Source organism: Vibrio genomosp. F10 str. 9ZD137 (assembly GCF_049974785.1).
Classification (GTDB): Bacteria; Pseudomonadota; Gammaproteobacteria; order Enterobacterales; family Vibrionaceae; genus Vibrio.
Genome location: NZ_JBNGCJ010000261.1, coordinates 1 through 827, shown reverse-complemented (window position 1 = coordinate 827; position 827 = coordinate 1). Strand labels below are relative to the sequence as shown.

At 41.5% G+C, this 827-nt stretch carries 2 pseudogenes; both read left to right on the top strand.

Annotated elements, in window-relative coordinates:
* Positions 1 to 233, top strand: a pseudogene (locus ACP45E_RS04300) (murein biosynthesis integral membrane protein MurJ); the annotation flags it as partial.
* A gap of 100 nt (positions 234 to 333) precedes the next feature.
* Positions 334 to 827: pseudogene (locus ACP45E_RS04295) on the top strand (bifunctional riboflavin kinase/FAD synthetase); the annotation flags it as partial.

Below are 827 nucleotides of genomic sequence, written 5' to 3'. Positions count from 1 at the left end.
CCGCTCTTCCGATCTACACCATGATCTTTTTAGCCAAGCTTGTCATTGCAGGTTCCGCGATGGTTGCGGTGTTATTGTGGCACCTAGACGATATGTCACAGTGGTTAATGTGGGCGTTCAGTGAGCGAGTGACGATGTTAGTACTTGCTATTGCTATCGGGGCTTGTGTGTATATTTTTGCCTTGCTCGCTTTAGGTATCCGCTTAAAAGATGTAAAAGCAGCGACAGAGTGAACTTGATTAGTATATAATCCGTCAGTTTCACGCATAGTAATTGATAACAATAGTAATTGATAACAATAGTAATTGATAAATAGGTATTTAGTTCATCCCAATGGAATTAATTCGTGGTATTCACAATATTAAGCCTCAGCATAAAGGCTGTGTCTTAACGATAGGTAATTTTGATGGTGTTCATTTAGGGCATCAGCAAGTCTTAGATCAAGTGACTCAAAAAGCCCATGATCTCGAACTGCCTTCTGTTGTGATGACATTTGAACCACAGCCGATGGAACTGTTTAGTCAAGACAGAGCTCCCGCTCGTTTAACCCGCTTAAGGGATAAATATGTTCAGCTAAGTAAGCTCGATTTAGACAGGTTACTGTGCGTAAACTTTAATCGCTATTTTGCTTCATTGTCTGCTGAGGCATTTATACGAGATTTACTCGTTGATAAGCTTGGGGTGAAATACCTCGTTGTTGGTGATGATTTTTGCTTTGGCAAAGGGCGCACGGGCGACTTTTCAATGCTGAAAGAAGCGGGACAGAAATTTGGTTTTGACGTTGTCAGCACCAACAGCTTTTGTTTACAGCATCAACGTGTAAGCAG